This window comes from Kribbella flavida DSM 17836 (assembly GCF_000024345.1).
Lineage (GTDB): Bacteria > Actinomycetota > Actinomycetes > Propionibacteriales > Kribbellaceae > Kribbella > Kribbella flavida.
In genome coordinates, this window is the sequence record NC_013729.1 from 4,643,553 (window position 1) to 4,664,313 (window position 20,761).

Here is a 20,761-nt window from a genome sequence, read left to right on the forward strand (position 1 = left end):
CCCTGGAGGACCGCATGCCGCCGTACCGAGTTGCGATCGTCGGGACCGGGGGCATCGCCTCCGCTCATGCCGAGGCACTGAGCGCCGCTCAGGGCACGACCGGTCTCGCCCGCGTCGAACTGGTCGCGGCGGTGGACGTCGACCTCAGTCGGGCCGAGGCGTTTGCGAAGACGTGGTCGATGCCGGTCGCCGGCACCACGCTGACCGACGTACTCGCCGCTGAGCCGATCGACCTCGTTCACATCTGTACGCCGCCCGGCAGCCACGTCGCTCTCGCTGCTGAGGCGCTGGCGGCCGGGGCAACGGCAGTGGTCGAGAAGCCGATCGCGGTTTCCCTGGCCGCGGTGGACGAACTGCTCGCCGCGGAGACCGAGGCGCCGGGGTCAGTGGCCGTGATCTCGCAGCACCGGTTCGGGTCGGGCGCGCTGCGGCTGCGCGGGATCGTCGAGGCCGGAGCGTTCGGGCGGCCGCTGATCGCGACCTGTCACACGCAGTGGTACCGGGACGCGGCGTACTTCGCGGTGCCGTGGCGCGGGTCGTTCGAGGTCGAGGGTGGCGGGCCGACGATGGGCCACGGCATTCACCAGATGGACCTGCTGCTCGCGACGCTCGGCGAGTGGTCCGAGGTCACCGCGATCGCGGCGCGGACCTCGCGCGAGACCGGGACCGAGGACGTGTCGATGGCGCTGGTCCGGTTCGAGTCCGACGTGCTGGCGAGCGTGGTGAACTCGGTGGTGTCGCCGCGGGAGGTGTCGTCGCTGCGGTTCGACTTCGAGCACGCGACGGTGGAACTGGAACACCTGTACGGGTACAGCGACAACGACTTCACGGTGACGGGCGCTCCCGGGTTCGAGGACGAGGTCGCCGCCGCATGGGCCGTCGGGCCGGCAGGTCGGCCGAGTAGTCACGGCGCGCAGGTGAGCTCCGTACTGGATGCGCTGGATGCCGGCGAGACGCCGCCGGTGCCGTTGCGGACCGCGCGGGCGACGCTCGAATTGGTGGCGGCGATCTACCGGTCGGCGTTCACGCGTCGTCCGGTACTGCGGGGCGAGATCTCCGCCGACGACCCCTTCACGCAGCGCATGGATGGGAACGGCGCTCCCTGGGCGTGAGACGCAAGTCCTGAGTCGCCGGCCTTGACCGTGACCCCGCGTCGGCGCGTGACGGTCAGCGGGCCAAGTGCTCGATGGCGTCGACGAGGCGGTCGACGTCCGACTGGTTGGTGTACGGGGCGAGGCCGGCCCGGACCGCGCCAGTGTCACCGAGGCCGAGATGGCGGGAGGTCTCCAAAGCGTAGAACGAGCCGGAGGGCGCGTTCACGTTGCGGTCGGCGAGGCGGGCGGAGACGTCGCGCGATTCCCACCCGTCGAGGGAGAACAGCAGCGTCGGCGTACGGTGGCCGGCTTTGCCGTAGAGCGTGAGGCCGTCGATCGCGCTCAGGCGGGACTCGAGGTCGGCGCGCAGGGCGTCCTCGTGCGCCTCGACCAGCGAGAGAGAGCTCAGCAACCGCTCTCTGCGGTTCTCGCCCGTTCCCCCGAGACCGGCGATGAAGTCGACCGCCGCCGTCGTACCGGCGAGTTGCTCGTACGGGAGCGTGCCGAGCTCGAACCGCTCGGGCACGGCGTCACTGGACGGGAGCAACTTGTCCGGGCGAAGGTTTTCCAGCAGCTCGGGCGATGCCGCGAGCACGCCGCAGTGCGGACCGAAGAACTTGTACGGCGAGCAGGCGTAGAAGTCGGCGATGCTCGCGTCCACCGGGGCGTGGGCGGTGAGGTGCACGCCGTCGACGTACAGGAGGGCGCCGGCCGCGTGGACCTTCGGTGCGATCGCGGCGAGGTCCGGGCGGGTGCCGAGCAGGTTCGACGCGGCGGTGACGGCGACGAGCTTTGTACGGTCGGAAAGCAACGGGGTGAGGTCGTCGAGCTCGGTGGTCTTCGGGTCGAAGTCGAGCCAGCGGACGGTTGCGCCGACGGCTTCGGCGGCCTGGACCCAGGGGCGGACGTTCGCGTCGTGGTCGAGGCGGGTGACGACGATCTCGTCGCCCGGGCCCCAGTTCTTGGCGAGCGTGCGGGAGAAGTCGTACGTCAGCTGGGTCATGCTGCGGCCGAAGACGATGCCGGCGGGATCGGCGTTCAGCAGGTCGGCCATCGCCTGGCGGGCGCCGAGCACGATGCCGTCGGCTCGGCGCTCGGCGGGCGTCAGCTGGCCGCGGTTCGCGAGAGCGGAGGTCATCGTGCGCGCGATCGTGTCGGCCACGACCTGGGGGGTCTGCGAACCACCCGGTCCGTCGAAGTGCGCCGCCCCTTCGGCCAGAGCCGGGAACTGCTTGCGCACCATGTCCACGTCGAAGTCAGGCATACGCCCATCCTCTCTCCCCGGCGGTGAAGAGGGAGTGGGTGCGGCGCGGCAGTGGGTCGGGGCTGGGAGCGCGGGTGTTTGGACCAGCCGTCGCGGCCGCCGCGGCGTACGGCGAGCAGGTGGCGACTGGCGGGGCTCATCCTTTGGGCGTCGCGGGTTGCGCGGGGCGGGCCCGGGCCGGCTCCGACATTTGAAGGGATATCCCCCGGGCGAGTGGGTTCTACCTCCGTACTCCGCTGAAAACCCACCAAACGGCGGCATATCCCCTCAAATGGGTCAAGGGCGGACCGACGCACCAGCTGGCGGGCGGCCTCGAACGGGCGGACGCGCTCAGGGCGGGGGTGGTCTCCGACGGGCGGAGGGCCGGAGAACCAGGCGCGGCGTCCCCAGCAGAACCTTGCCTGCGGTCGCCAGACGGTCAGGGGCGGGGGCCGCCGCGGTCGTCGTAGGCGCGGCGGGACTGCTCGACCGTGGGGAGGTGCTCGGTGGCCCAGTCGGCGAGGGTGGCGAAGAGCGGGGCCAGGGTGAGGCCGAAGGCGCTGATCTCGTACTCAACGCGAGGCGGGACCTCGGCGTGGTACGTGCGCTCGATCAGGCCGTCACGCTCCAACTGGCGGAGCCGCTGGGTGAGGACCTTCGGGCTGATGGTGGTGATGCGGCGTTCCAGCTCGACGAAGCGCTGGCGCCCGTACTCTTTGAGCGTCCACAGGATCGGCGTGGTCCAGCGGCTGAACAATGTCGACGACCGGCGCGATCGGGCACGCCAACTCGGGCGCGACCTGGCGGGCGGACGTGGCGTCGATCACGGAATCCCCTTCTGTCGATACTTTCTCCTAGGTACCTACTATCACCACGACAGTAACGTCGCTGCCCAGTCCCCGAAGAACTGGAGCAGCGAAGTGATCGTGATAACCGGCGCTACCGGCAACATCGGCCGTTCCCTCGTGCAGGCCCTTGTCACCGCGGGCGAGCCGGCGACGGCCGTTTCCCGCAAGGAAGCGGCCTTTCCCGCCGGCGTCCGCCACCAGAGGACGGACTTCACCGAACCTGGCAGCCTCGACCTGACCGGTGCCAAGGCCCTCTTTCTTGTCCCGCCCGGCGGTTGGTACGACGCGGCCGGCATCCTCGAAGCCGCGCGCGCAAACGGCGTACGGCGGGTCGTCCTGGTGTCCTCCCAGGGCGTCGGGACCAAGCGTCACCCGGCGATTCTCGAACAGGCCGTACAGGACTCCGGCCTGGAGTGGACCGTACTGCGGCCCTCCGGCTTCCACAGCAACACCTTCGCGTGGAGCCAGTCGGTCAGGGAGCAGCGGCTGGTCGAGGCCCCGTTCGGCGACATCTCGCTGCCGGCGATCGACCCGGGCGACATCGCGGACGTGGCCGCAACCGCTCTCTGCGATCCCGGCCATGCCGGCAAGACGTGGGAACTGACCGGCCCTGCGCCGATTTCGCCGCGGCAGCAGAGCCAGGTGATCGCCGCAGCTTTGGGCGAGCCGGTGCGATTCGCCGAGCTCAGCCGGGAAGAGGCGCGCGTGCGCCTGCTCCGCTTCATGCCAGAGCACGTTGCGGACAGCACGCTCGGCATTCTCGGCAGTCCGACCGCGGCCGAGCAGCAGGTCAGCGCCGACGTGGAGCGCGTTCTCGGCCGTCCCGCCCGCCCGTACGCCGACTGGGTCGCGCGGAACATCGCTGCCTTTCGCTGATCCAGGGACCAGTGCCGCTGTCCTCGGCCCAACTGACCGGCTCGACCGCGGCGAACGCCGGGATGGGGACGGCGGGACGTGGGACGGGGGACGGCGGTTACGGCGGGACGGGGACGGCGGGGACGGCGGACGCCGCTCGGTGGACCGGCGGGGACGGCAGGACGGGCGGGGGACGGCAGATCGCGGACGGCAGGACGGGCGGGGACGGCAGGACCGCGGACGGCAGGACGGGCGGGGACGGCAGGACCGCGGACGGCAGGACGGGCGGGGACGGCAGGACCGCGGACGGCAGGACGGGCGGGGACGGCAGGCCCGCGGACGGCAGGACGGGCGGGGACGGCAGGACCGCGGACGGCAGGACGGGCGGGGACGGCAGGCCCGCGGACGGCAGGACGGGCGGGGACGGCAGGACCGCGGACGGCAGGACGGGCGGGGACGGCAGGACGGCAGGACGGCAGGACGGCAGGACGGGCGGGACAGCAGGCCGGCGGGAGCCACGCCGGGGGGACGGCGGAACCGGCGGCACGACACTGACGGTTGTCAGCAGTTGCCCAATTGCGGGCAGGATGCGGAAATTGTCGGCGAAGTACTGCAGGATGTCAGGAGTGAGCACGCTGACGACTCCTGACAAGCCCCCGGTGCGCGCCTGGCTTCCGACCATGATGACGCTGGCCGCGATCTGGGGCTGCAGTTTTCTCTTCATCTCCGTCGGGGTGCGCGAGCTGCATCCGCTGTACCTCGCGCTCGGGCGGGTGCTGGCCGGGTCCGCGGTGCTGGTGGCCTTCCTGGTGATCAAGCGCGAGTCGTTGCCGCGCGAGCCGCGGATCTGGGCGCACACGTTCGTGCTGGGCGCGATCGGTTCGGCGATCCCGTGGACGCTGTTCGGGTACGGCGAGCAGCGCGTTCCTTCGCTGCTGGCCGGGATCTGGAACGGCATCACCCCGCTGATCGTGCTGCCGGTCGCGGTGCTGGTGTTCCGGACCGAGAAGTTCACCGTGCAGCGGGTGATCGGTCTGCTGGTCGGGTTCGTCGGGATGATGGTCGTGCTCGGCGCCTGGAACCTCCAGGGTGGCGCCGATCTGACCGGCCAGATCCTGTGCATGGCCGCGGCCGTGTTCTACGGGATCGCGGTGCCGTACCAGAAGCGATTCGTGGCCGGCAGCAAGCTGTCCGGGACCGCGCTCTCCGCAGGTCTGTTGCTGTGCGCAACCGTGCAGCTCGCGATCGTCGCGCCGATCGCCACCGGTGAGGCGCCGCCGATGCCGTGGACGCTGTCGCCGGAGGTGATCGGCAGCGTGCTGGCGCTGGGCGGTCTGGGCAGCGGGGTCGCGTTCGTGCTGAGCATGCGCAACATCCGGCTGATCGGCGCCAGTATGTCGTCGATGGTGACCTACCTGATGCCGATCTTCGCGATCGCCGTCGGCGTGCTGGTGCTGGACGAGCACCTGACCTGGTACCAGCCGGTCGGCGCACTGGTCGTGCTCACCGGGGTCGCGGTGTCCCAGGGCATCCTGCGCCGCCCTGTCCGGGCGAGCAAGAAATCCCTCGAGCCCGCCGCCGCGCCAGTCCCGTAAGCAAGCCCCGCAGTGCCGGCGCCCTGGCGTGCCGGCGTTCCGCCGGAGATCGCGCTCTCCCCCGTTCTCGACGCGAGCAGCCGGTCAAGCGGCGCCCGACCGCAGCGCGGGCCGCGTAGAAGTCCCACCGTGAGCGCGTTCCGCGCTGCGGACGTGCGGGCCTGCGGGTGTACGCGCCTTCCGGCAATCCGCCGGGGATCGCGCTCTCCGGCGTTCCGGCCTCCGGTGTACGGGGCGTGCTGGCGTTCCGGCGTACGCGCGTGCCGGCGTTCGGGTGTACGCGCGTGCGGGTGTTCCGGTGTACGCGCGCGCCGGCATCCGGGTGTACGCGTGCCAGCGTTCCGATGTACGCGCGTGCGGGCGTTCCGATGTACGCGCGTACGGGCCTTCCGGTGTACGCACGTGCGGGCGTTCCGGTGTACGGGACTTCCGGCAATCCGCCGGGAATCGCGCTCTCCGGCGTTCCGGCCTTCCGATATACGCGCTGCGGGCGTTCCGGTGTACGCGCGGATCGCGCTCTCCGGCGTTCCGGCCTCCGATGTACGCGCTGCGGGCGTTCCGGCGTACGCGCGTGCCAGCCTTCCGGCGTACCCGCGTGCGCCTCCTTCCGGCGTTCCCGCCTTCCAGCGTTCCACCCGAGATCGCGCTCTCCCCCGTCCTCGGCCGAGCGGCCGATCAGGCAGCGCCGACCGGCAACGTCAGGAGCGTCTGAGGTTGGGCACGGCGGCGACCACGACCGCGACGAGCGCCAGCAGCGTCCCCGCGACCACCGGGAGCGTGACGTCCTTGTCCGCCGCGGGCAGGAACAGATCGAGCAGCAGGCTCGCAATGAGTTGGCCGGCGATCGTGCCGAGGCCCAGCACGAACACCCCCACCACCCGAACCACCGAAGCCGCCGCGCTGATGAAGATCACGCCGCACGCACCGCCGAGGTACAGCCAGGGCTCGCTGGGCAGCGGGTTCGGCGTCCCGCGTACTGCCAGGTCGACGAGGAAGACGATCAGCAGCGCGGTGGTGCCGACGACGAAGTTGATCACGCCTGCCGCGACCGCGCCGTACGCGTCGGGCGACGCCGTCCGCGCGACCCGCCCGTTGATCGCCTGCTGGACCGCCGTGCCGACGCCGGCCAGTGCCGGCAGGATCGCGAGCAACAGGCCGGACGGGTGGTTCAGGCGGTCGGAGACCGCGAGCACGACCGCGAGCAGGGCGACGATCGCGCCGACCACCCGCAGCGTCGTGTACGGCTGAGGGCCGGCCGGGCCGAAGCCGAGCCGATCCACCACCAGGCTGCTCACGGCCTGCCCGGCCACCACCGCGACGGTGAACACCGCGACCCCGATGACCGCCACGGTGATCGACTGGGTCGCCACCAGGAACGCGCCGGCGATGCCGCCGATGCACTGCCACCAGCGCAACCCGCCGCCGGCGCCGGTGGACGGCGTACGGACGGTGCGCCAGACGTTGCCGAGCGACTGCCGGATCCGGGGCACGACCGCCGCCGCGACCAGCAGGATCACCAGCCCGGAGCCGAACGAGATCAGCGCGGCCGGGATCCCGTCGCCGAGCCGGTTGCCGAGATCACCGTTCAGCCGGGACTGGATCGCGACCAGCATGCCGATGCCGAAGGCCGCGGCCAGCCCGATGATCTGGTGCTGCTGGGCGCTGCGGACGGGGCGGGAGTCGGTCGTGGTCACCCCTCCATCATGACCGTCGGGCGTCACGCGCCTGACACCGGTCCGCATCCTGACCCATCAGGTCCGCCGGATCAGCGCCAGGTACATCGCGTCGGTGCCGTGCACGTGCGGCCACAACTGCACATCCGGCCCGTCCCCCAGCGACGGCACGCCGGGCAGCAGCGCCCGCGCATCCTCGAGCACCGCGTCGGGCCGTCGAGCCAGCACCGCGTCGACCACAGCGCGGGTCTCCCCCGGATGCGGCGAGCACGTCACATAGGCGACAACGCCGCCCGGCCGCACCGAAGTGATCGCCGACGCCAGCAACGCCTCCTGCAACGGCCGAAGCCCTTCCACGTCCTCCGGCGTACGCCGCCACCGGGCCTCCGGGCGACGCCGCAACGCACCGAGACCGCTGCACGGCACGTCGGCCAGCACCCGGTCGTACCAGCCGCTCGGCCAGGTCGGCTTCGTGCCGTCACCGATCAGCACCTGGTGATCGCCCGGGATCGCCCGCAGGTTGGACCGGACCAGCTCGGCCCGGTGCTTCTGCGGCTCGACGGCGGTCAGCACGGCCTCACGCTGGTTGGCCAGCGCAGCGAGCAGCGCGGACTTCCCGCCCGGGCCGGCGCAAAGGTCGAGCCACTTCGCGTCGCTGCCGTCGAGCGGGGCCGAGGCCAGGGCTGCGGCGACCAGCTGAGAGCCCTCATCCTGCACTCCCGCACGACCGGTCGCGACGGCCTGGATCCGCCCGGGATCGCCACCGCCCTGCAGAATCGCCGCGTACGGCGACCAGCGGGCGCGGGTGGCACCGGCCTCGACCAGCTCGTCCAGGTCGGACAGCCCAGGACGCGCCACCAACGTCACCTTCGGCGGCTCGTTGTCGGCGTCCAGCAGATCCTCGACGGACTCCGCGTCCAGCACCTCGGCGAAGGCCTCGACGACCCAGCGCGGGTGCGCCTTCGCGATCGCCAGATAGCCGCCCGGGTCTTCGTCGGGCTTCGGCGCGACCGTCGCGATCCACTGGTCGAGCGTCCGCTGGCTGATCTTGCGCAGCACCGCGTTCACCAGGCCGCTGCGGCTCTGACCGACCTCGGCCCGGGTCAGGGTGACCATCTCGTTGACCGCCGCGTACGAGTCGACGCGCATCCGCAGCAGTTGGTGCGCACCGAGACGCAGCAGGTCGAGCAGCTCCGGGTCCAGATCGGCCAGCGGACGCGACACGCTGCGGGCCAGGAACGCGTCGTACGCGCCCTGCCAGCGCAGTGTCCCGTGGACGAGCTCGGTGCAGAACGCGGCGTCGCGGCCGCTGAGGCGCTGGTCACGCAGAGCCTTGTTGAGCGCGAGGTTCGCGTAGCCGTCCTCGCCGTTGACCTGGCGGATCACCCGGTACGCGACCTGCCGCACCTTGTCGGGACGGCGCTGCGGCGCGCGGTTGCGCGGCGTACGGTCGCTCACTCGGCTCCCAGCCGATCGTCGTCGGTGATGCGCACGCCGCGGGCCCAGTCGGCCGCCGCCATCGGCTTCTTGCCCTGCGGCTGGACCGTGACGAGCTGGATCGCCTTGCTGCCGGTCCCGACGGTCACCGCCGCCTTCGTACTGCGGATCGCGCCCGGCGGCAGCTCCTCGTCGGTCAGCGCGGTGGCGAGGACTTTCAGGCGCTCACCCCGGAACGTCGTCCACGCACCGGGCGACGGGTTGCAGCCGCGCACCAGCCGGTCGACGCGCTGCGCCGGGGCGGACAGGTCGATCTCGGCGTCCTCGACGGTCAGCTTCGGCGCGATCGAGACGCCCTCGGCCGGCTGCTCCCGCGCCTCGAGAATGCCCGCCTCGATGCCGTCCAGGGTGTCGACCAGCAGCTTGGCGCCGGACGACGCAAGCCGGCCGAGCAGGTCGCCGGCAGTGTCGTTCGGGCCGATCGGCTCGGTCAGTACGCCGTACACCGGGCCGGCGTCGAGCGCTTTGACGATCCGGAACGTGCTCGCGCCGGTCACGTCGTCGCCGGCGATGATCGAATGCTGCACCGGCGCGGCGCCCCGCCAGGCCGGCAGTACCGAGAAGTGCAGGTTGATCCAGCCGTGCGGCGGGATGTCGAGCGCGGCCTGCGGCAGCAACCCGCCGTACGCGACGACCGGGCAGCAGTCGGGCGCGATCTCGCGCAGCCGGGCGAGGAAGTCCGGGTCGCTCGGCTTGACCGGCTTCAGCACCTCGACACCGAGCTTCTCGGCGTACTCCGCGACCGGGGAGGCGACCAACTTGCGGCCGCGACCGGCCGGCGCGTCGGGCCGGGTCACCACCGCGACCAGATCATGGCCGCTGGCAACGATCGCCTCCAGCGCGGTGACGGACACCTCGGGGGTGCCGGCGAAAACGAGTCTCACAGGCCGAATCCGTTCATGGGGTGCGGGGAGACCTTGATCTGCGGCGGACCGGCCAGGCCCGACCACTCGGCCTCGCGGATCGCCTTCATCGCGGCCTTGCGGGTCGCGGTGTCGAGCCGGTCGACGAACAGTACGCCGTCCAGGTGGTCGGTCTCGTGCTGGATGCAGCGAGCAAGCAGGTCGGAACCCTCGATCACCACCGGGTCGCCGTACATGGTAAAGCCCTTGGCGATCACGCGCTCGGCGCGGCGGCAGTCGAAGGTCAGGCCGGGGATCGACAGGCAGCCCTCGGGCCCGAACTGCTGCTCGGCCGACAGGGTGAGCTCGGGGTTGATCAGGTGCCCCAGCTCGCCGTCGACGTGGTACGTGAACACGCGCAGGCCGACGCCGATCTGCGGCGCGGCGAGGCCGGAGCCCGGAGCGGCCTGCATGGTGTCGGTGAGGTCGGCGACCAGCCGGCGCAGCTCGGCGTCGAAGTCGACGACCGGGTCGGCCTTGGTGGTCAGAACGGGGTCGCCGAACAGGCGGATGGGTTGGACCGACACACAGACTCCACAGAATTCCTCGGGCAGGACCTGCCAAGTCTAGTGGCGCGGTCACGGCCGGCCGGTGGCGGCCGCGCTGGTACTGCGCCGACGGGTCGGCCGCGCGGCGGGGTGAGCCGGTTTTCGGCCGGGCCCTCTCCCGCTGGTTGCCCTGAGCACGTACTGTGTTCCCAGGCGTACCTACAGTCACTACAGTCACACGCCCAACGGGAGTGAACGATGCGCACAGCAACACGGGGGGCTGCCGCACTGATCGTCCTGGGTGCACTGGTATCCCAGGCACCTCTGGCCGGAGCCTACGAACCGCGCGAGCCGTGGCAGCGATCCACGGGCGCGGCGGGCGTCGTACCGGTGGTGGAGCCGAGCTCGGCGACACCCTCTTCGGAGCCCACACCTGGGCCCACGCCTGGGCCCACCTCGACACCCACCATCGCGCCGGAGCCGGATCCGACCGCGGAACCGCCGGGGCAGCAGCCGCCGGTGGCGCGGAGCTGGAGCGAGCTGGTCAAGCAGGTGGCGGAGACGTCGCCGAGCGACCCGATGCTGCGGACGACGGCCGTGGAGCAGTCGACGCAGGTGATGCGGTGCTTCCGGCTCGAGGAGGAGGACTACTGCCTCGGGCTCGGCTTCGTGGACAAGATCCCGACGGGCGCGCAGATCAGCGAGACGATGCGCTCGCCGGAGACCGCGAGCCGGGACCTGCGGGCCGGCGCGGCGGTGGAGCACGACATCCCGACCGGGGCGTTGAGCCCGGCGCAGTTCGTCGCCGAGCGGGCCGCGATGCCGACGAGCCTGCGGATGAATGCCGAGCTCGAGGAGATGCAGGCGGCGTGGGACGGCCGGGACAAGGCCCGTGCGCTGCGCCTGCTGGACGAGAACGGCAACCCGCCGGCCGGGACGCAGTCCGGTACGCCGTCGGACGGTACGCCGGGGGCGAAGCCGGCTGGTACGCCGGGGGCGGACAGCTCCTCGGAGGCGGGCCGGATGCCGGGGCCGGCCGGGACGCCGGAGCCGGGCGTGACCCCGGAGCCGGGCGCGACGCCGGAGCCGGGCGCGCAGCCGGAGCCGGCGGGATCGCGGGCGGCGAGCGGTTCCGGGGCGAGCGACGCGGGTGCTGCCCAGGCGACGCCGACGCCCGGGGGTCCGACGACCAAGCCGCCACCTCCGCCCCTGAGGCCGCCGGCCGCGACCAAGCCGCTGCCCGCGTCGCGGTACATCATGAAGGGCTTCCAGACCTCGCAGGAGAAGGGCTACTGGTGTGGCCCGGCGACGTTCCAGTCGATCGACTGGGCCGACGACAACCAGAAGGACACCCAGGCGTCCTGGGCCAAGGACCTCGGCGTGACCAGGTCGGGCACCGCGATCACCGCGATGGTGAAGCAGACCAACCTGAAAACCAACTGGGACCTGGCGGCCGGCACGTACATCGTGCAGAACGTCAGCCACTGGAACACCAAGAAGTTCTTCCAGGTGCACCAGAACCACCTCGGCGACGGCGCGCCCGCACCGGTGATCGAGCACGTGCAGCTGCTGAAGCGGTACTTCCCGTACCTGGCGTTCAACCACAGCGGCCACTACCAGGTCGGCCGCGGCTACAACCGCACCGCGGGAACGATCGGCATCTTCGAGGTCTTCAACGAACGCCGCTTCAACAGCCGCGGCAACGTCACCCACGGCCCGAAGAACATCCCCGCCTCGGCGCTGTTCAACGCCACCCTCGCCAACCAGTTCAAGAACATCGGCCTCTAGGCATATGCGACCCTCCTACCCCTCCCTCCCCTACTCCACCGCGGCGAGATCTGCGTCCCGCCGGGCGACCTCGCTCGCGGCTGCCGCGGCTGCTGTTGCTCTGCTCGCAGCGGGGTGCTCCGGTTCAGATTCACCGGAGAGCGCTCCCTCTGTTTCTCCGTCCGGGGCGCCGACCGGTACTCCAGGGCCGAGCACCCCCGTCGGTACGCCGAGCCAGCCGCCGGGTGCGTCGACGACCACCCCGCCCGGGACCCCAGCGGGCAAGCCGGTCTGGACGAAGATCATGCGGCAGCCCGTCGACGGGCAGCACGTGGTGACGCAGCAGCGCAAGTACCTCGTCACCCGCAGCAGCGACGAAGCCGGCACCACCACCATCACCGACCGCGCCAGCCGCCGCGTCGTCGTCCGGCACGCTCCCCCGGCCGGCTTCGTCGCCCAGTCGCCGGTGGTGATCGACGACCGGTGGGCGCTGGTCGAGGAGATCCGCTCCGACGGGCCGCGACCGGAGATCCGTGCCTACCGCTACGACCTGACCACCGGCGCGAGAACGGATCTCGCCCGGCAGAGAGCGCTCCCCCGCATCTCCGAGCCGGAGATCGGCGCGTACGACGGCACGTTCGCGTACAGCAGCACCGACGCGAAGAGGCGGTCCTGCCTGATCGTCGCCGAACTGGACACGCTCGCGGCGCGCAGCGTCACCTGCGTTCCCGACCCGGGGTACATCGCCGACCCGATCGTGTCCGCCGACGCGGTGACCTTCAGCCAGATCACCGCGCCGCAGACCCCGCAACGCTGCAAGCGCCTCTTCACCGCGCCACTGACCGGCGGCCCGGCGCGACCCGTCGCACCGACGCGGAACTGCATCCAGTGGAGCGGCGCGACCTTGCGCGGTGCCACCGTCTGGTCCGAGGTCAGCGCGACCGACCCGGACCAGTACCAGAGCAGGGCCTACCTCCGGGAGGCCGGCGACGCCCCGGCTCGCTCGCTCGGCCCGATCGTGACCGACACGATCGTCGCCTGCGGCAACTGGATCCACTGGGAGGTCCGCACCACCACCAACGGCGCCGAGTCCTACCAGCTCCACCGCTGGCAACCAGGTCAGGCCCGGCCCCAGGTCATCTACTCGACGCCCCCGGACACCGCTCTCACGGCTCCGACCTGCCAGGACGGCACGCTGATCCTGGAAGCCGCCCACCTCGGCAACGGCGCCAAGTACACCGAGGCCATCCAGACCTCGACCACCTGAACCGCCGCTCTCCACCACCCGAACCGCCCCCACCCTCTGAACCGCCACCCTCCACCACCTCAACCCGCCACCCCCCGCCCTCTGAGCCGCCACCCTCCACCACCTGAACCCGCCACCCCCCACCTTCTGAACCGCCACCCTCCACCACCTGAACCCGCCACCCCCCCCACCCTCTGAACCGCCACCCTCCACCACCTGAACAGACGGCCCGGCGATCGCACGGCACAAGGACCTGCAGGCGAACGCGGCCAAGCGCGGTGCGCAGTCGGGAACCGCCGGTCTCGGGGACCAGATACGGCGTCAGCAACTGGCAGGCGACGGGGGGACCACCTGTAGTTCGTCGACGCGACGGCCGCGGACGCCGAGCGCGCGCCGAGGCGGACCGAGGCGGAGTCCCAGGCGGGACGCCGAGCTCGACGTCCCGCCTGACCCGGTAATGCTTTCGCCAGCGACGACCGGAACCTCGCCACTAGCGTCTCGCGTTGCGACTGGCCGCTCCCACCATGGCTGAGGGCGTCTACGCCGTCAGTGGTCACACCAGGCGCCAGCCATCGCTCAACGCGGACTCGCCGGTCGGCGCAGCGGGCCAGGCTGCGGATTCGGCTCCGGCGACGCCGGGGCGGCCGACACTGGGTGCGGCATAGTTGAGTCGGGCACTGGAGGGGCCGCGCCCGGGTGGGAAGCCCGATTGGCGTGCCGGTTGCAAAGTCCGAGCAGAGGCGGATACGGCCCGACCCGGCCGACACTTGGCAGCACTTCCACGACGAGGACGACATGCGCGAGGCCTGGGCGGAGATGTCCTGGACCTTCGGGGGCGCCGCCCGGGCGGCGTGCGAGCCGCGTGCGGACCACGTCCGGACCACGTCCGGACCACGTCCGGGCGCCGCCCGGGCGGCGTGCGAGCCGCGTGCCGACCACGTGCGGACCCACGTCCGGGCGCCGCCCGGGCGGCGTGCGAGCGGCGTGCGGGCCGCGAAGCCCGCTCGGCCAGCCGCTTGCCGTGCTCGGTTGGCCTGTAAGTCGTGCGTCGCGGGATCACCGGCTGCGTCGCCAACAGGCCGGCGGTGGCCGCATCCGGGTCCGAGAGCCGCGGACCCGGAGGCGTTGATGGCAAGCCCGCCGGTGTGCTGCGCCGTTGCCCCCCGAGTTGCACCCGTCGGATCGACGGCGGCTTCGGTGGTGTCGTCGCGCTGGAGTCAGGGGCGCAGGGCCAGGCCTCGGTCGCGGAGTTGGGTGCGGAGGGTGCCGGCGGTGGTGAAGAGTTCGGCGTCGAGGCCGGCGGCGCGGGCGCCGTCGACGTTGCGTTGCACGTCGTCGGTGTAGAACGTGCGGGCCGGGTCGAGGGCGAAGCGTTCGATCAGGATGCGGTAGATCTTCTCGTCCGGCTTCACCACCTGCTCGTGACCCGAGACCACCTCGCCGGCGAAGCTGTCCAGGATCGGGAACGTCTCCTTCGCGACCGCCCACTTCTCCCCGGAGAAGTTCGTCAGCGCGTACGTCGGCACGCCCTGCGCCTGCAGCTCGGTGAGCAGGTCGACGGTGTCGTCGAGCAGGCCCTTCACCATCTTCAGCCAGCCGGTGTCGTACGCGGCAATCCACTCCGCGTGCTCGGGGTGCAACGCGCTCAGCTCCGCGACCGCCTCGGCCCAGGGGCGGCCGGCGTCCTGCTGCATGTTCCACTCGGGGGTGGTGATCGCGGTCAGGAAGTGCCTGCGCTGCTGCTCGTCCGGGATCAGTTCGGCGTACAGGTAGTCCGGGTTCCAGTCCAGCAGCACCCCGCCGATGTCGAACACGACCACGTCGACCTTCTGCTCAATCATGCCTCCACCCTACGAAAGTCCGGATCGCGCTCTCCCGCCGCGTTCGCCCGGGCGTGCAGCGCGGGCGACATCCCGAGCTGGGCGAGGAACAGCACCACACCGAGCACAGCGCAGGCCAGCCAGGTGGCGGTGGCACCGAGGTGCTCGAGCGCGTTCGTGCCGATCAGCGGGCCGATCACCGATCCCAGCCCGAACGACATGCTGCCGGCCAGACCCAGGTAGCCGCCGCGCAGATCGACCGGGGCCAGGTCTGCGAAGACCGCGCCGATCACCGCCGCGAACCCGATCTCGCCGATCGTCCAGACCACCACCGACAGCCCGTACCCCCACCAGCTGTGCACGACCGCCCCGATCCCGAACCCCAGCCCGACCAGCAGCATCGACCCGGCCAGCAACCGCGGCCGGTCGAACGCGGCGAGCCGCCGGCCCACGAACGGCTGCACCACCACGATCACCACGCCGTTGAGCGCGATCACCAGCCCGTACGTCGCACTCGGCAGGCCGTCGGCGGCCATCGCCAGCGGCAGCGTCGAGTAGCCCTGGAAGTAGATCGTCGCGTAGCCGATCTGGATCAGGATCATCAGCACGAACGTGGTGTCGCGCAGCGCGACCGGCAGCAGCGAGCGGCGCGGCCCCTCGTCGAGCACCGGCCGGGTTTCCGGCACCATCCGCCAGATCACCAGCGCGGCGACCACCGACGTCGCGGCGTTGATCCAGAACAGCAGGCTGTACCCGACGCTCGCCAGCACCCCGGCGCTGACCGTGGACACCGAGAAGCCGAGATTGATCGCCCAGAACAGCAGCCCGTACGCGCGAACGCGCTCTCTCGGATCCAGCAGGTCGGCGACAGTCGCCTGGACGGCCGGCCGGAACAGGTCGCCCAGCAGGCCGACCGTGAACGCCGTGACCGCGATCATCTCCAGCGACCCGGCCGAGCCGAGCAGGATCAGCGCGGCCGCCGTACCGAGGAAGCCGATCAGCATCGTGCGGCGGCGGCCGATCCGGTCCGACAGCCAGCCGCCGACGAGCTGGGACACCACCGACCCGGCGCCGACGGCCGCCGCGACGGCGCCCGCAGTACCGGGCGAGAGGTGCCGGTCCTGGGTCAGGTAGAGCACGAGGAAAGGCTGTACGAAGCTGCCCAGGCGATTCACCAACTGGCACACCCACAGCGCCCAGAACGCCCGGGGAAGTTTGGGAGCGCGCTCTCTCGGAGCACCGATCGCTGTCATGCCTCCAGCCTCGGGGGTGAGCCGGTGCGGTGTCGAACATTAGTTTCCGGCCTAATCGTCGCCGGCCGCCGGCGGCGCAACTAGAGTGCTGGAGTGATCAGCATCAGGCTCAACACCGACGACGTCAGCCGGATCCGGTTCGCGTTCTCGCCGCTGTGGGAAGCGGTCACCAGCGTTCGCGCGCTGAGCAACAACTCGTTCGGCAGCGTGCACGGGCCGTGGCTGCGCAAGGTCCGGCCGATCGCCGACGGCGACGACCTGACGTTGCTGAGGGCACTCATTCCGCCGGTCGGCTACATCCCGGACTTCATCACGCCCGCGCCACCGCGGCGCTCGACCAGCTTCGAGTCGGGGCTTGCGACAGTGGCGGCGACTCCGCACGAGCTGGTGGTCAGCGAGATCTCGCAGCTGCACGCCGAGACCCCCGATCCCCTGCTCCCCGGGCTGATCGCCGACCCCGCCGGCGCGCTCACGCAGATCACTGCCGCGCTCCGCAGCTACTGGCAGCGCACGATCGAGCCGGACTGGGCCCGGATGCGGGCGTTGCTGCAGGAGGATCTCGTGTTCCGGCTCGACGAGCTGGCCGCGGGTGGGCTCGACCGGCTCTTCCGCAACCTGCATCCGTCGATCCGGCTGACCGGGGACCGGATCGAGATCGACCGTCCGTTCTTCAGCTGCGACGGCGTTCCGCTGGCCGGGCAGGGAGTGCTGCTGGTGCCCTGCGTCTTCACCTGGCCGGCCGGACTTGCGGTGACCGCCGCGCCGCACGTGCCGACGATCACCTATCCCCCACGCGGTCTCGGCCGGCTCTGGGAGAACCAGCAGGACACCACCGGTTCCCCGTTGGCCGACCTCGTCGGTCGTACCCGGGCGGCGATCGTCAGCCACCTCGACCTGCCGATGTCGACCACCCACCTGGCTCACGCGCTCGACGTGTCCGCCCCCACCCTCAGCGTCCACCTGGGCATCCTGCGCAGCGCCGGCGTTGTCGACTCCCGTCGCGACGGCCGCACGGTCCTGTACTACCGAACGGCCCTCGGCAACCACCTGCTCGCCGCCTCCGGCACCACCACCCTGCACGAATCCGCCTGACCGACGGGCGCGTCCCCGGCGGTCGCGGCCATCGACCCGATGCCGACCAGCACGGGCGCCCGTCCACGCGGCCGTTCGGACGGGCAGACGGCGTGCACCACGTGGTTGCTCACCTTGCCGCCGGGCGCCGCCTTGACGGCGACCGAGACCGCACTGCGGGCGGACCGCGGTCAGAAGGTGGCGATCGGGTTGACCGGGCTGCCGGACGTACCGGCGAAGCGGACCGGTGCGACGGCGAGCTGGAAGTCCCACTGACCCAGCTCGACCGCCGTCGCCGCGCACGCCTCCAGGTCGCAGTTGTCGAGCATCCACAGCCCCATCGCCACGAGGCTCACCGCGTGGACCGGCATCAACACGTCGTCGTACCCCGACGGCTGAACGTCCTGCGGGGTGTCGGCGCCGATCAGCGCGACGCCCCGTTCCTGCAGCCACGGCAGGCAGGACGCGTGCCAGCCGGCTTGGGTGAATCCGCCGGTCCCACCGGCGTCGTGCCGCACGCGGCCATAGCCGGTGCGCAGGAGGACCGCGTCGCCGGGTCGGACCCGCACCCCCTGGCGACGCTCGGCCTGCTCGAGGTCGTCGGGAAACACGCCCTGCCCCGGTTCCAGCCACGGCACGTCGCGCACCCTCGCGACGTCCAGCAGCACACCACGCGTGAGGATTCCGTTCGCCGCCGCGGTGACGGCCGCCCACGACGATCCGGTGGCGGTATCGACCAGCGCGTGCGACCGCCCGTTGTACATCCTGCCGTCCCAGAACAGGTGGCACGGCGAGTCGAGGTGGGTGATCGTGTTGCCGTGGAACATGATGCCGAGCCGCTCGTTCGAGTAGCCCCAGCGCCGGTCGTTGCGGAACGGCGCCGGCATGTGCTCGGCACCCGGCATGTCGGCCGCGCACGGGCACGTCGTCGTCGACCGCTCCATCTCCGCCGGTACGGCGACCTCCCATCCGCACGACACGCTGCGGCCGTGGCGCACGGCCCGCGCCGCCGCCAGCCGGACGTCGTCGGTGATGTGGTTCAGGGTGCCGAGCTCGTCGTCGTCGCCCCACCGTCCCCAGTTCGACAGCGTGTCGAAGTACGCGAGCACGTCGTCCTGGCTGGGCATCGGTCGCTCTGCGGTCATCGTGGCATCGACTCCTTCGGTCCCGCGGTTCGAGGCACCAAGGCCAAGGGCCCGATGCCTTGGCATGACACCAGACCAGCAGGTCAGCGGGCACCGGGCAGCGGGCAGCGGGCAGCGGGCAGCGGGCAGCGGGCAGCGGGCAGCGGGCAGCACAAGCCTGCCGGAACGGAAGGACCGCGTCAGCCGAACGTAGCGGGGTCCACCTGAACCCGGAGCGGGCCCGCGAGCTTCTTCGTGCCGCGGGCGGAGAGCGCTTCCTTGAGGACCCGCGCCAGCGCCGATCCGTAGGCGCGGGGCGTGCGGACGACCGCGCGGACGGTTTCGTCGTCCACATCGACCGGGCCGAGCACCTCCAGCCCTGCCGCCGGGTCGACCAGTTGGCGCACGCGGGCGACCATGTCGGCGACGGCCTCCGACGCGCCGACGAGCTCGGCCAGCTTCGCCGCCGGCGCGAGTCGCGCCGCGCGGCGTTCGTCGAGTTCCCGGGTGGCGAAGCCTTCGGGGCTCCACCGGACCACCGCCTGCAGCGGCGTGGCCGACGGCTCGCCCATCATGATCACCTGGCCGCCGTCCCGCGCCGACCGGACCATCGCTGCCGCGTTGAACCATCGCCGTACCGCTTCCTCCGGAGCCCGCAGGTCAGGTCGCGCCAGCAGCAGCCAGGTGTCGAGCAGCAGCGCCGCCGAGTACCCCTTCTCCGGGACCGGCTCGGCGCCGGGTGTGGTGACGATCAGCGCGGGCTGGTCCGGGATCTGGTCGAGCATGTGGTCGCCGCCCGAGGTCCGGACCAGAACGCCAGGGAACGCTCTCCCCAGCTCTTCCGCCGTACGCCGGGCGCCGACGACCGCCGCGCGCATCCTCGTGTCGCCGCACTCGGGACACCGGTGATCCGTCGCCGGCCGGCCGCACACGCTGCAGCTTGCCGGCCCCGAAGACCCCGTACGCCGCAGCGATCCGCCGCACGTCGAGCAACGCGACGGCGTACGACAGGTCTGGCAGACCAGGCTCGGCAGATACCCGGCCCGGGGAACCTGCACCAGCACCGGCCCGGTCCGCAGTCCCTCGCGCGCGACCTCGAAGGCCTGGTGCGGTAACCGGGCGGCCCGGGCGGCGGGATCGCGCGCCAGGTCGCGGTCGGACTCCCCCGCGATGTGCACGGACGGCGCGGCCGCCCGGATCACCGTGCGCTCCGCGATCAGCTCCGCCGCCCAGCCGGACTCCAGCAACGCCGCCGTCTCGGCCGAGCGCGCGAAGCCACCGAGCAACGCCGCGCACTGCTGCCGATACGCCCGCAGTAGCAATACTTCCCGGGCGTGCGGGTAGGGCGCGCGCGGTTCGGCGTACGAGTCGTCGCCGTCGTCCCACAGCGCGACGAGGCCGAGGTTGCTCACCGGCGCGAACGCCGCGGCGCGCGTCCCGATGACGACTCGGGTGCAGCCGCGCAGGGCGGTGATGAAGGCGCGGTACCGCGCGGTCGGGCCGAGGTCCGCGGACAGGGTGACGAAGCCGTCGCGGCCGAGAACCTTCGCACAGGCGGCGGCGAGCCGCTCGAGATCGCGTGCGTCCGGCGCCAGCAGCAACGCCCCCCGACCCGTCGACGCGCAGACTGCTGCTGCTTGGGCGAAGGCGAGGGCCCAGTCCGCGCCCGGTACGGCGGTCCAGATCGCGCGCGGCGCCTCTTCCCGGCGGACGGCGTCGAGGAAGCCCTCGGCCCGCGGATACGGCGCCCACTCGGACAACGAGGTCGAGCTGACCGGCCGGACGGGCTGGTTGCACCGGAGCGCCTCGGCCTCCACCTTCGCGAGCCGGGGCGGCACGGCCAGCCGGGTGACGTCGGCGAACACCCCGGCGTAGCGGTCGGCGACGGCGCGGCACAGGTCGGCGACCTCGGGCGTCAGCACCTGCTCGGGCGAGACGACCTTGCGGATCCGGGACAGCTTGCCGTCGTGCTCGGACGTCGCCAGCCGGTCGAGCACGAACCCGTCGAGGTCCTTGCCTGCGAACCGGACCTTCACCCGCGCGCCCGGCTGAGCGGCGTCGGCCAGGTCGTCGGGCACCAGGTAGTCGAACGGGCGGTCGAGATGCGGCAGCGAGACGTCGACCGCGACCCGGGCGACCGGCAGCGTCTCGGTGATGCCGGCCGGCTCCTTGGTCCGCGATCGGCGAACGGTCTCGCGGAGCAACGTCAGCTGCTCAGGTGAGTCCCCGTTCAACGCCACTCGGGAACTCTAGTCCGCCCGGCCGATCGATGCCGTGAGGCGGTG

At 71.8% G+C, this 20,761-nt stretch carries 17 protein-coding genes; 6 read left to right on the forward strand and 11 right to left on the reverse strand.

Features of this window, described 5'->3' with window-relative positions:
* The first annotated feature begins 14 nt into the window (after positions 1-14).
* Positions 15-1,112 carry a Gfo/Idh/MocA family protein gene (locus KFLA_RS21390; RefSeq protein ID WP_012921898.1) on the forward strand — a complete coding sequence of 366 codons (1,098 nt, stop codon included), beginning with the start codon at positions 15-17 and terminating at the stop codon, positions 1,110-1,112.
* Between the two features lie 55 nt (positions 1,113-1,167).
* Here KFLA_RS21390 and KFLA_RS21395 read toward each other — a convergent pair whose 3' ends face one another.
* Positions 1,168-2,358 carry a cysteine desulfurase-like protein gene (locus KFLA_RS21395; protein WP_012921899.1) on the reverse strand — a complete coding sequence of 397 codons (1,191 nt, stop codon included), beginning with the start codon at positions 2,356-2,358 and terminating at the stop codon, positions 1,168-1,170.
* A 418-nt stretch (positions 2,359-2,776) separates the two neighbouring features.
* Positions 2,777-3,094 carry a winged helix-turn-helix transcriptional regulator gene (locus KFLA_RS21400; RefSeq protein ID WP_237706555.1) on the reverse strand — a complete coding sequence of 106 codons (318 nt, stop codon included), beginning with the start codon at positions 3,092-3,094 and terminating at the stop codon, positions 2,777-2,779.
* Between KFLA_RS21400 and KFLA_RS21405 the strand changes: the two genes are divergently transcribed.
* A complete protein-coding gene (locus KFLA_RS21405; protein WP_237706556.1) occupies positions 3,075-4,061 on the forward strand; it encodes an NAD(P)H-binding protein in 987 nt (328 codons plus the stop codon). The two genes, KFLA_RS21400 and KFLA_RS21405, sit on opposite strands and share 20 nt — an antisense overlap.
* A gap of 596 nt (positions 4,062-4,657) precedes the next feature.
* Entirely contained in the window at positions 4,658-5,635 is a 978-nt protein-coding gene (locus tag KFLA_RS21415) for a DMT family transporter (RefSeq protein WP_237706557.1), read from the forward strand.
* 698 nt (positions 5,636-6,333) lie between these two features.
* On the opposite strand, the gene KFLA_RS21420 is transcribed toward KFLA_RS21415, so the two are convergent.
* Genes KFLA_RS21420 through def form a run of 4 tightly spaced genes read right to left on the reverse strand, consistent with a single transcriptional unit; the run spans position 6,334 to position 10,234 of the window.
* The gene (locus KFLA_RS21420; RefSeq protein WP_049797406.1) at positions 6,334-7,329 is read right to left on the reverse strand and encodes a DMT family transporter; all 996 of its coding nucleotides are present in this window, start codon (positions 7,327-7,329) and stop codon (positions 6,334-6,336) included.
* A 57-nt stretch (positions 7,330-7,386) separates the two neighbouring features.
* Positions 7,387-8,766 (reverse strand): RsmB/NOP family class I SAM-dependent RNA methyltransferase, encoded by a 1,380-nt coding sequence (locus KFLA_RS21425; protein WP_012921903.1) that lies wholly within the window; start codon positions 8,764-8,766, stop codon positions 7,387-7,389.
* Entirely contained in the window at positions 8,763-9,689 is a 927-nt protein-coding gene (gene fmt, locus KFLA_RS21430; protein WP_012921904.1) for a methionyl-tRNA formyltransferase, read from the reverse strand. Before fmt ends, KFLA_RS21425 begins: the two co-directional genes overlap by 4 nt.
* Positions 9,686-10,234, reverse strand: a complete 549-nt coding sequence (def, locus tag KFLA_RS21435; RefSeq protein ID WP_012921905.1) for a peptide deformylase — start codon at positions 10,232-10,234, stop codon at positions 9,686-9,688. The genes fmt and def overlap by 4 nt, the downstream gene beginning before the upstream one ends.
* 480 nt (positions 10,235-10,714) lie before the next feature.
* Between def and KFLA_RS38980 the strand changes: the two genes are divergently transcribed.
* A complete protein-coding gene (locus KFLA_RS38980; protein ID WP_237706558.1) occupies positions 10,715-11,983 on the forward strand; it encodes a C39 family peptidase in 1,269 nt (422 codons plus the stop codon).
* A gap of 30 nt (positions 11,984-12,013) precedes the next feature.
* On the opposite strand, the gene KFLA_RS38985 is transcribed toward KFLA_RS38980, so the two are convergent.
* Complete coding sequence (locus tag KFLA_RS38985; RefSeq protein WP_237706559.1) at positions 12,014-12,268, reverse strand: hypothetical protein; 255 nt, start codon at positions 12,266-12,268, stop codon at positions 12,014-12,016.
* Between KFLA_RS38985 and KFLA_RS21445 the strand changes: the two genes are divergently transcribed.
* Entirely contained in the window at positions 12,267-13,229 is a 963-nt protein-coding gene (locus KFLA_RS21445; protein WP_012921907.1) for a TolB-like translocation protein, read from the forward strand. The two genes, KFLA_RS38985 and KFLA_RS21445, sit on opposite strands and share 2 nt — an antisense overlap.
* A 1,196-nt stretch (positions 13,230-14,425) precedes the next feature.
* On the opposite strand, the gene KFLA_RS21450 is transcribed toward KFLA_RS21445, so the two are convergent.
* Both KFLA_RS21450 and KFLA_RS21455 read right to left on the reverse strand, forming a co-directional pair.
* Positions 14,426-15,049, reverse strand: coding sequence for an HAD family hydrolase (locus tag KFLA_RS21450; protein WP_012921908.1), 624 nt, complete (start codon positions 15,047-15,049; stop codon positions 14,426-14,428).
* A complete protein-coding gene (locus KFLA_RS21455) occupies positions 15,046-16,281 on the reverse strand; it encodes an MDR family MFS transporter (RefSeq protein WP_012921909.1) in 1,236 nt (411 codons plus the stop codon). The genes KFLA_RS21450 and KFLA_RS21455 overlap by 4 nt, the downstream gene beginning before the upstream one ends.
* 93 nt (positions 16,282-16,374) lie before the next feature.
* Between KFLA_RS21455 and KFLA_RS21460 the strand changes: the two genes are divergently transcribed.
* Positions 16,375-17,373: an ArsR/SmtB family transcription factor gene (locus KFLA_RS21460; protein WP_012921910.1), complete on the forward strand. Its 999-nt coding sequence runs from the start codon at positions 16,375-16,377 to the stop codon at positions 17,371-17,373.
* A 170-nt stretch (positions 17,374-17,543) separates the two neighbouring features.
* On the opposite strand, the gene KFLA_RS21465 is transcribed toward KFLA_RS21460, so the two are convergent.
* Both KFLA_RS21465 and KFLA_RS21470 read right to left on the reverse strand, forming a co-directional pair.
* The gene (locus tag KFLA_RS21465; RefSeq protein ID WP_012921912.1) at positions 17,544-18,497 is read right to left on the reverse strand and encodes a cyclase family protein; all 954 of its coding nucleotides are present in this window, start codon (positions 18,495-18,497) and stop codon (positions 17,544-17,546) included.
* A 179-nt stretch (positions 18,498-18,676) separates the two neighbouring features.
* Complete coding sequence (locus tag KFLA_RS21470) at positions 18,677-20,716, reverse strand: primosomal protein N' (RefSeq protein WP_012921913.1); 2,040 nt, start codon at positions 20,714-20,716, stop codon at positions 18,677-18,679.
* Positions 20,717-20,761: the final 45 nt, after the last annotated feature.